6 protein-coding genes are annotated in these 4,837 nt (G+C 65.4%); all 6 read right to left on the bottom strand.

The window, feature by feature from the left end; all coding sequences use genetic code 11:
- On the bottom strand, positions 1 to 1,139 hold a 1,139-nt coding region (locus AC1DN0_RS40260; RefSeq protein WP_477146562.1), incomplete at its 3' end, for a phospholipase effector Tle1 domain-containing protein.
- Positions 1,136 to 1,630, bottom strand: a complete 495-nt coding sequence (locus AC1DN0_RS40255; RefSeq protein WP_441633874.1) for a DUF3304 domain-containing protein — start codon at positions 1,628 to 1,630, stop codon at positions 1,136 to 1,138. The genes AC1DN0_RS40255 and AC1DN0_RS40260, both read right to left, overlap by 4 nt.
- On the bottom strand, positions 1,627 to 1,791 hold the full coding sequence (locus AC1DN0_RS40250; RefSeq protein ID WP_441633876.1) for a hypothetical protein: 165 nt from the start codon (positions 1,789 to 1,791) through the stop codon (positions 1,627 to 1,629). The genes AC1DN0_RS40255 and AC1DN0_RS40250 overlap by 4 nt, the downstream gene beginning before the upstream one ends.
- Before the next feature lie 54 nt (positions 1,792 to 1,845).
- Positions 1,846 to 2,007, bottom strand: coding sequence for a DUF3304 domain-containing protein (locus AC1DN0_RS40245; protein WP_441633878.1), 162 nt, complete (start codon positions 2,005 to 2,007; stop codon positions 1,846 to 1,848).
- A gap of 722 nt (positions 2,008 to 2,729) precedes the next feature.
- Positions 2,730 to 3,071 carry a zinc ribbon domain-containing protein YjdM gene (locus AC1DN0_RS40240; RefSeq protein WP_441633880.1) on the bottom strand — a complete coding sequence of 114 codons (342 nt, stop codon included), beginning with the start codon at positions 3,069 to 3,071 and terminating at the stop codon, positions 2,730 to 2,732.
- Positions 3,072 to 3,255: 184 nt separating this feature from the next.
- The gene (locus tag AC1DN0_RS40235) at positions 3,256 to 4,686 is read right to left on the bottom strand and encodes an efflux transporter outer membrane subunit (protein WP_477146561.1); all 1,431 of its coding nucleotides are present in this window, start codon (positions 4,684 to 4,686) and stop codon (positions 3,256 to 3,258) included.
- Positions 4,687 to 4,837 lie beyond the last annotated feature (151 nt).

Below are 4,837 nucleotides of genomic sequence, written 5' to 3'. Positions count from 1 at the left end.
AGCGGCACGCCAGCCAGCAGGGCCGCCTTGTACATATGCAGCAGCGGGATCTGCGACATCAGCGCGGGCAGGCCATCCCGGGCCTTGCCCTGGTCGCCCGCCCCATAGCCGCCGCCCACGTCCGAGTGCATGCCGGGGTACAGCACCTCCTCGACGTTTTGGCCGCCGRCGATCCGCGTGACCGGGAAATTCATGCGCTGCTCGTGGGCGGCGATATAGTGAACCGTCTTCTTCACCAGCGCGGGCAGCGGCTTSAGTATCTCCGCGGCCCAGCCGGAGTGGCCGCTGGCCAGCCAGCGCGGCAGGCCAAGGGAATGGTGCATGGAGTCGCTGGTGCCCACCGTRGCCACCGAGTCGAACAGCCCGAGGAAGCGGATATCCGTGTCAATGCCGGCGAACTTGCCGTCTTGCARCGCATCCTGGAACCAGTRGCAAAAGGCACGCGCCTGGACCGCGCCGCGCGAGAAGCCGAACACCGACACGGACACGAACGGGATCCGGGGCAGCCGCTTGACATCGAGCCTGGCSCGCAGCTTCTTCGACAGTTCCTGCGTSAGCGGCRCGARCCAGTCCTTGCGCTTGCGCGGCGGGTCCTCCGGGTCGGGCCGCTGCTGGTGGTCGAYGCGSCGCTCGTAGTCCTTGATCTTCGCGGCGATCTCGTCATCGGTCATCAWGGACTGACCGCTAAAAGCCGCTCGGTGCACGGCGTTGTAGATCTGCAGCAGGCCCCACAGGATGCGGGCCTGCCCGCCGGCGGCGAAGGCCCGCCCGTAGGTGCTTTCGCCCATTTCACCAATTTGCGGGAAGGGCGTGCCCACACCTGGCATGTAGAACGGGTAGTAATACTCGCTCTCCCCCGGTGTATTGTGTTTCTCATCGGGATACGCGTTATACAGGCGCACAATATTGCTATGGAAGCGYTTGGCGGGTTCCGGTTTTTCGTAGTCCCTCTCCATRTTGTTGTTGGTRCCATCGAAGAACAGCCCCACGTTGACCAGGATCTGGCAAACCGGCTGACGCACGAACGTGCAGGCGGGCTTGGTCCCCAACACRCGGAAAACCTCGCGCGGCGTCAGGCTGCAGCATTCGGCCGGATCTGGTGGGAGCGTGCGGTCGGGGGCAGCGATATAGCGCTTCATTGTTGGAACTCCTTCGACTTGTTCGGATCGACCGGATAGGGAATGGGGTGATTGGGACTATGTGCGTCGTAGCGCGCCGACACGACCACGCGGACCACGTCGTTCGGGAAGATGTGGGCATAGATGGTGCCGGCCTCGGTATAGGGCTCAATCTCGACCACCTTGGTCTTGATGACGTCCTTCCTGCCCTCCGGCATGTTCCAGCTCACCTTGACCTGCAGGCCGGGGCGATAGACTCGTGGCACACCTACGCAACACGTTCCGGCATTGGCTGAGCCATAGGCGCGCATGTTGTGGCCGGGCGTTCCGTCGATGCTGAACTCGTAGACGAAGCGATTCGTATGATTGACGCCGCCCACGGAGGCATAAACGAACTTGTCGGAGCGGTCAGTCGAGATGCCGCTGCCGCCGGCGCAGCCGGCCAGGAACAGGGACAGGAGAACGGCCTTGCCGAGGGCAATGCGCCGCGGTGCGGCGATATCGCGTTTCATCGTTGGAGCGCCTTCACTTCGTCAGGGTTAACCGGATAGGGAATGGGGTGATTGAGGCATTGTGCGTCGTAGCGCGCCGACACGACCACGCAGACCACGTCGTTCGGGAAGATATGGGCATAGATGGTGCCGGCCTCGGTGTAGGGCTCGACGTCGACCACCTTGCTCCCATAGAGGATCTTGGCCCCGTCCCGTGCCTTCCACTTGACGGTGACCTACAGGCCGGGTCGGTAGACCCGCGGCATCCCCACGCAACACGTTCCCGAGGTGTTGCCGTAGGCATCCACGTTTCCGCCCCATTGCGCGTCGATTGAGAAAAATGGCCAGTAGTTCGGCTGGGGTCGAAGGCGTGGGCAGTCCGCTCTTCGCTGGTGCACTCATGGAAGACGCTAATACATGTAAAGCATCTTTAAGTCATGAGGTTCCCAAGATTGCCTTTGCGTCGCATGCCAAGGCAGCCGCCATTGTTCAGGTGTATTCCTTCAGAGCTAATGGAAAGAGAGAATCATTACCCGAGGCACGCTGGAATGTATTTAGGAATTGTCTGAATTATTCGAAAATTTAACAATTTTTCACTTTGCTAAATCGTACGAATTCGAAAGGCAGTACGTCTCCCTTGCGGGACACGCGGACCAGCGGTGCGCAGGCATTGAGCTTGAACAATTCGCCCATCATATGGACCGATGAACCCACGCCCGCCGAGCTGAACGTAATCGTATCCGGGCACTGGCGCGCGTCGGCGGCAAGTTGCCAGCAGGCAGCTTCGGGTTCACCACCACGTGTGGTATCCCGGGCAGACCGCGGCGGCCTTCAGGGCGGTGGCCGGATGTAGTTGAACTTCTTGTAGGTGTTGCGGGTGGCGTGCAGGCCGACGGAGCGAGCGGCAGGGTGTAGCCGTCGGCCAGTATGTCCACCATCGCCTTGCCGCCAATGAGGCCCCTCGCGCTGGACGGCACGATGATGCGGATATTCCCGCCGGGATAGCCTGACTGGACGAGGACGCCGCCGGCAAAGGCGGCGCCGGTCACGGAGGAATTCGCCGCGCTGCCGGAAGCGCGGTTCGCCGCGCGACAGCGGGGCCTGTGACGTGCTGGCGGGCTCAGGCCTTGCGCAGGAAGCAGGCCTTGAGCATGAAGCTGCCACCGTCCATCTTGCAATCGACTTCGTGGTCGCCGCCCACCAGCCGGATGCTCTTGACCTTGGTGCCCATCTTCAGCGTGATGGACGAGCCCTTGACCTTCAGGTCCTTGATCAGCACCACGGCGTCGCCGTCATTCAGCACGGTGCCGTTGGCATCCTTCACCACCGCGTCCGCGCTGTCGTCCGCTTGCGGGGCGGCCAACATCGCCCACTCATGGCCGCAGTCGGCGCAGACGAAATTGTCGCCGTCAGGATAGGTGTTTTCCAGTGTGCATTGGGGGCAGGCGGGGATCGTGGACATGATGGTTTTGACTGTATGCGGATTGAGGGCCCAGAGGGCCTGGATGGCCTAGAGTATAACGTCGGGTGGGTGCCGGTTCCGGCATTCGTCCCCGGATGCGCGCCCGCGTACAGAGCCGCCAGGCAGGATGCAGTCTCCTTTCGCTGCCCTCCGGAACGGCCCCCTGCGGGTCTTCGTATGAGGCCTAGCTATTATCTCCAGGCGACCACGAACCGCCCAGCGCGCGGTATAGCTGCACGGCCGCCACGGCTTGTGCCGTCTGCGTCTGGATCTGTTCCTCCTCGCGCCGCAGCGCGTCGATACGCGCGTCCAGCACGTCCTGCAGCGTGCGCCRGCCGCCTTCATAGAGGCGCGTGGCGCTCTGGCTGTTGCGCTGCGCGGTAGCGACCACCGCATCCAGCCGGGCACCGCGCTGATCCAGGCCATGACGCAGGCCGTAGGCATTGTCCACTTCCTCCAGCGTGCGCAGCACGGCCTGGTCGTAGTTTGCCTGCGCGGCCTGCAGGCGGGCGTCGCCGGCATCGATATTGGCCTGGATGCGCCCGGCGGTGAAGATCGGCAACTGCACGCCGACACCGAGCAAGCCGCCCGTGCCGCTCAGCGCGGGCAGCCCGTCCACGTGCAGGCGCCCATCCTGGCCGAGGAAGGTCAGGTAGAAGCGCGGGAACAACTCCGCTTTTGCGCTGCCGAGCCTGGCGGCCTGCGCGCGCACCAGCGCGGCCGAGGCCCGGACATCCGGGCGCCGCTCGATGACCTGGGACGGCAGCTGCCCCGCCGGCGGGGCCGGCACGAAGAACGGCGGCGGCGGGGACAATGCCGTTGCGCTCTGCGGTATCTGGCCGGCGAGCACCGCCAGCCGGCGCTCCCGGATCGAGATCAGGTTGACCAGCACGGGCCGCTGCGCCTGCAGCGCGCCAAGCTGCTCGCTCACGCGATCGATGTCATAGGGCAGCGCCTGGCCGGCTGCATAGCGTGCGCGGGTGTAGCGCAGCAGTTCGCCGACAGTTTCCATGCTGCGGTCAAGCAGTTGCAGACGGCGCTGCAGGCCGCGCGCCGCGACATAGTTCTCGGCCACGTCGGCGGCAATCGCCAGGCGCGTGCCGCGCAGGCGCTCCTCGGCGCTGAGCGCGACGGCTGCCGCGGCTTGCGCGTCGCTGCGCCGGCCGCCGAAGATGTCGATCTCCCAGGCCACGGTCACGCCGGCAAGGTGGCCGTCCAGTCCGGGAGACATGTCGGGCAACCCAGCGGGGCTGCGCAGGTCGGCCACGCCCCGCGCGGCCAGCGCCTGCGCCGAGAGCGTGGGGTAGAGCGCCGATTCGGCCACCCGCCCGATGGCGCGCGCTTCCGCCAGGCGCGCCTGTGCGACGCGCAGGTCGATACTGGCTTGCAGCGCCTGGGTGACGCGCTGCGTCAGTTCCGGGTCGCCCCAGTTTTGCCACCACTGCGCCAGGTCCTGTTCCGCGGCTGGCATGCCCTGGGCGGGGGCTTCGCTGAACGCAGCGGGGGCCGCGATACCGCCGGGCACGGTCACGTCGACCGTGGTGCAGCCGGCCAGGCCCGCGGCGATACATGCGATGAGGCCGGTGAGGATGCCGCGTGCTGGATAAGTACTCAAGGCAGAAGTCCGTTTGGTGGGCGGGCGCGAGGTGCGATCAGGCATGGCGTTAACCCTGCTGTGCCAGCATGGAGCGGAACCGCGTCAGCGCCAGGGCGAGGAAGATCCCGCCCGCGGCCGTCACGCCCAGCAACTGCGGCCACACCACGTC

Source organism: Cupriavidus sp. 05N39 (assembly GCF_056397325.1).
The sequence above is the reverse complement of the archived record's forward strand: the minus strand, read 5'-3'. Positions and strand labels throughout refer to the sequence as shown.

Excerpts from the sequence above, each read along its gene's own strand:
- AC1DN0_RS40255 (WP_441633874.1), bottom strand. The coding sequence starts at position 1,630 with ATGAAACGCGATATCGCCGCACCGCGGCGCATTGCCCTCGGCAAGGCC.
- AC1DN0_RS40240 (WP_441633880.1), bottom strand. The coding sequence starts at position 3,071 with ATGTCCACGATCCCCGCCTGCCCCCAATGCACACTGGAAAACACCTAT.